This window comes from Pontibacterium sp., assembly GCF_041587635.1.
Taxonomy (GTDB): domain Bacteria; phylum Pseudomonadota; class Gammaproteobacteria; order Pseudomonadales; family Balneatricaceae; genus Pontibacterium.
On record NZ_JBFGYC010000332.1, the window covers coordinates 1 to 4,576 of the forward strand.

2 protein-coding genes are annotated in these 4,576 nt (G+C 53.6%); one reads left to right on the top strand and one right to left on the bottom strand.

All coding sequences use genetic code 11. The features are described 5' to 3' along the window. Positions 1-2,162, bottom strand: a 2,162-nt coding sequence (gene gcvP / locus ABYW01_RS14775) for an aminomethyl-transferring glycine dehydrogenase (RefSeq protein WP_372834042.1), incomplete at its 3' end; no start/stop codon positions are given. Positions 2,163-2,502: 340 nt separating this feature from the next. Between gcvP and ABYW01_RS14780 the strand changes: the two genes are divergently transcribed. Then, on the top strand, positions 2,503-4,506 hold the full coding sequence (locus ABYW01_RS14780) for a TonB-dependent copper receptor (RefSeq protein ID WP_372834044.1): 2,004 nt from the start codon (positions 2,503-2,505) through the stop codon (positions 4,504-4,506). The last annotated feature ends 70 nt before the right edge of the window (positions 4,507-4,576 follow it).

The window sequence follows — 4,576 nt, forward strand, 5'->3', positions numbered from 1 at the left end:
CAGAAGGTTTTGTGCAGGTTCATGTGGGACACGTCCGCACCGATCGCTGCTGGCTGGGAGACTGCTACCTGAGCGTTCAGGTTTGCGCCGTCCATGTATACCTGACCGCCGTTGTCGTGCACGATCTGGCAGATCTCTTTGATCCCTTCTTCGTATACGCCGTGAGTGGAAGGGTAGGTGATCATCAGGCAGCTGAGGTCGTCTTTGTGCTCCTCGGCTTTGGCGCGCATATCGTCGATATCCACATTGCCTTTGTCATCACATTTAACCAGTACAACTTTCATATCCGCCAGTGCTGCAGACGCCGGGTTGGTGCCGTGAGCAGAGGTTGGGATCAGACAGATGTTACGGTGAGCGTCACCGTTAGCCTGATGGAAGTTGCGGATCGCCAGCAAACCGGCGTACTCACCCTGAGCACCGGAGTTTGGCTGCATGCAGATCGCGTCGAAGCCGGTGATCGCGCAGAGCATCTCTTCCAGCTCGTCGATCATCTGCTTGTAACCCTGAGCCTGATCCATTGGCGCGAACGGGTGCAGGTTGGCGAATTCAGGCCAGGTGACTGGAATCATCTCTGCGGTGGCGTTCAGCTTCATGGTGCAGGAACCCAGCGCAATCATGCTGTGGGTCAGGGAGATATCTTTGTTCTCCAGCTTCTTCAGGTAACGCAGCATTTCAGTTTCGCTGTGGTAGCTGTTGAAGACCGGGTGGGTCAGGATCGCAGATTCACGCTGCATCGCTGCCGGAATGGAGTTGCTGCCGTTTGCAGACAGCTCTGCATCGATCGCATCCAGATTCAGTCCGTGGTTCTCACCCAGAACAGCAGTCCACAAGGCTTCAACGGCTTCGCGGTCTGAACGCTCATCAAAGGTGATACCCAGCTGATCGTTACCGTTCTTGCGCAGGTTGATACCCGCTGCCAGTGCCGCATCGTATACCGCATCACGTTTGTCGCCCAGATTCAGGGTCAGCGTGTCGAACCACGTATCGTTCGCCAGCTCAATGCCTTTGCTCTGCAAGCCTTTAGCCAGAATGTCAGCCAGACGGTGGATACGACCGGCGATGGTCTTCAGACCTTCAGGGCCGTGGTAGATGGCGTAGAACGCGGCCATATTGGCAAGCAGCACCTGTGCAGTACAGATGTTGGAGGTCGCTTTCTCACGACGGATATGCTGCTCGCGGGTCTGCATTGCCATACGCAGGGCTTGCTTGCCACGCGCATCAATGGAAACACCGATGATACGACCTGGTACGGAACGCTTGTACGCATCGCGGGTAGCAAAGAAGGCTGCGTGTGGACCACCAAAGCCCATCGGTACACCAAAACGCTGTGCAGAACCGAAGACTACATCGGCACCCAGCTCACCCGGTGATTTCAGCAGGACCAGACTCATGATGTCGGCTGCTGCACAGAACAGGGCTTTTTTGGCGTGAACTTTTTCGATTAGCGCGGCGTAATCATTGATCTCGCCGGTAGTGCCCGGATATTGCGCCAGTACACCGAAGAATTCGTGCTGATCGACCAGTTCGTTCAGATCGCCCACAATCACTTCGTAACCCAGTGGCTCAGCACGGGTTACGATGACGCTGATGCTCTGAGGATGTACGTTGGAATCGATCAAAAACGCATTGGCTTTTTTCGCTTTCGCCATACGTTTACACAACGTCATCGCTTCTGATGCCGCGGTGGCTTCATCCAGCAGGGAGGCGTTGGCCAGATCCAGACCGGTCAGGTCCAGCACCATCTGCTGGTAGTTCAACAGGGCTTCCAGACGACCTTGAGACACTTCTGGTTGGTAGGGCGTGTACGCGGTGTACCAGCCTGGATTTTCCAACACGTTACGCAGAATCACGTTAGGGGTGATGGTGTCGGTGTAACCCATACCAATCATGGAACGGTTGATCTGGTTCTTGCCCGCAACGGCTTTCAGGTAAGCGAGTACTTCCTCTTCGGTGCGGCTACTCGGCAGGTTGATCGGTGCCGGTACACGGATGGATTCCGGTACGGTCTGCTCGATCAGTGCGTCGAGTGAGTCAACGTCCAGTGCCTGAAGCATGGCGTTTTGTTCAGCGGTGGATGGGCCAATATGGCGTGCGACGAATGCGTCCTTTTGTTCCAGGTCGGATAGCGTCGGCTGCCCGTTGGGTTGGTTGGCTGCCTGCATTTTTAGTCCCCGAATAAAACGGTTGTGAGGTGGCATCTGGACGGTGCAGTGACCAGACGCAACCTTGTGGTTAATACGTATTCAGAAATGGGTAAAAATTGGTCGCTATGATACCTGTTTACGCATCAAATGTGATCCGTGTTAACCAAAAGTTTACTTTCGGAAACTTTGGGTAAAGTGAGGGATTTCACTCACTTAGCCACGTCAATCATGTGACACATGTGCGGCAACATGTCGCGCGACAGTCTGCCGCGCGACGCTGTGCCACATCCTGAAAATGGAACCTATCCATTAAACTTCAAAACATAAGTTTAGAAAGTTCTAATGAAAGAGGTTCACTGTGAAAAAACAAGCACTCACTGCGGCGATAACTCTGGCCGTATCTGCGATGGCGCAAGCTGCCGAGTCTGATGGCAATCTGACGATTGAGATTAATCGGGGCCTGCCGCAACTGGAGACGACGGTGCGTGAATCGACGACCGGGGTGCAGGCATCGCCTGTATCGGACGGTGGTGAGCTGCTGAAAAGCCTGACCGGTGTATCGGGTATTCGTATGGGGGGCCGTGCGATTGATCCAGTGATCCGTGGTCAGAAAGAGACCCAGCTGAACATTTTGTTGGATGGGGGTTATATCCACGGGGGTTGTCCTAACCGTATGGACCCGCCAACGGCCTATACCTCTGTTGATAGCTACGACCGTGTCACCGTTATCAAAGGTAACCGCAGCGTGGTGTATGGCGGCGGTGGTTCCGGCGGTACGGTGCTGTTTGAACGCGACTGGCCGATGATTGATGAAAAAGGCTACAGCGTTGACCTGTCCGGCAGTTACGAAGGTAACGGTGATAAATGGGAGATGGGGGCTGATGCAGCTGTCGGCGGTGATGACGGTTATGTGCGCTTTATCGCCCACAAATCTCAGGCTGAAGATTACGATGACGGTCGGGGCAACAGTGTTGATGCGGAGTACGAAAGTGAGTCCAACGCGATTCTGGCCGGCATCCGTCTGGGTGACTACACCACTTTACAGGCGAGCTTCGAAAAGTCGGCTGAGGAAGATGTGGAATTTCCGGGTGCATTGATGAACAGCCCGTTTGCGGACTCTGAGAGTACACGCCTGAAACTGGAGCATCAGTTCCAATCCGGTGCTGTTCAGCAGATGAAGATCGATCTGTACCAGTCTGATGTCATCCATCTGATGGAAAACGCGATGATGACGTCACCTTCCTCATCAGATACAGAAGGTCTGCGTGTGGTGTTTGACGCAGATGCGGCGGATATCGACTGGACCTTTGGTGTGGATATGCAGAACAATGACCGTAATGCACAGGCCAATATGGTCTCTAACGGTTCTGCGGTCTTCAGTCAGTGGCCGGGTGTTTCTATCGATCAAACCGGTTTGTTTGTTGAGGGCGAAAAAGCACTGAGTGAAGATGATGTGTTGAAAGCCGGTTTGCGTTACGACCGTGTGGAAGCCAGCGCCAGCCGTGCCAATGAAGCTTTCGGCATGATGGGTGTGAATAGACCGATCAATCTTTACAACGCCAAGTACGGTTCGACCGATACCGATAGCACCGAAGATAATATTGGTGGCTTGATCAGCTGGACGCACCGTATCGATCAGCAGTACAGCGTTGAAACCACCTTGTCCCGCAGTGTACGTACCGCCGATGCAACGGAGCGTTATATCGCTAAAGCGAACATGATGGGTATGGGTTCCAAGTGGGTGGGTAATCCGCAGATAGATCCTGAAAAACATCATCAGATCGAAGTGGCTCTGGCCAGCGATATGGATGATCTGAACTGGATGCTGACCGGTTGGTATAACCAGGTAGATGATTACATCCTGCGCCAGCGCGTGGGCGGAGACGATATCTACCGCAACATCGATGCTGAGCTGTACGGTGTTGAATTTGAGGTCAGCTACCGCGTGAACAGTAACCTGATTCTGGGTAGCTCGCTGGCATGGTTGCAGGGCAACAACGAAGACGACGGCACCGATCTGTCTCGTATCTCGCCGCTAGAACTGACCAATACACTGGATTACGTGCAGGACAACTGGAAAGCGGGTGTTGAGTGGAAACTGGTCGATGCACAGAATGATGTGTGCTTGAGCTCCAGTACCTGTGGTGGACAGGATGTCCGTCAAACGCCGGGATACGGGCTGATCAATCTGCACGGTGAATACTCACTACCCATGGGTATGACCGTGGCTATGGGTGTGGATAACCTGTTCGACAAGTTCTATACCCTGCACGAAAGCCGTGATTACCTGCTGGATACCGATCCTGTGCAGGTTGCGGAACCGGGCCGTAATGTCTGGATGCGTATCAGCGGTAGCTTCTAAGGTTTAACGCCTAAATCGTTAACGCGATTTCCCTTCCAACGGAGTCACCAACCCCCTGTACTGTCTGCAG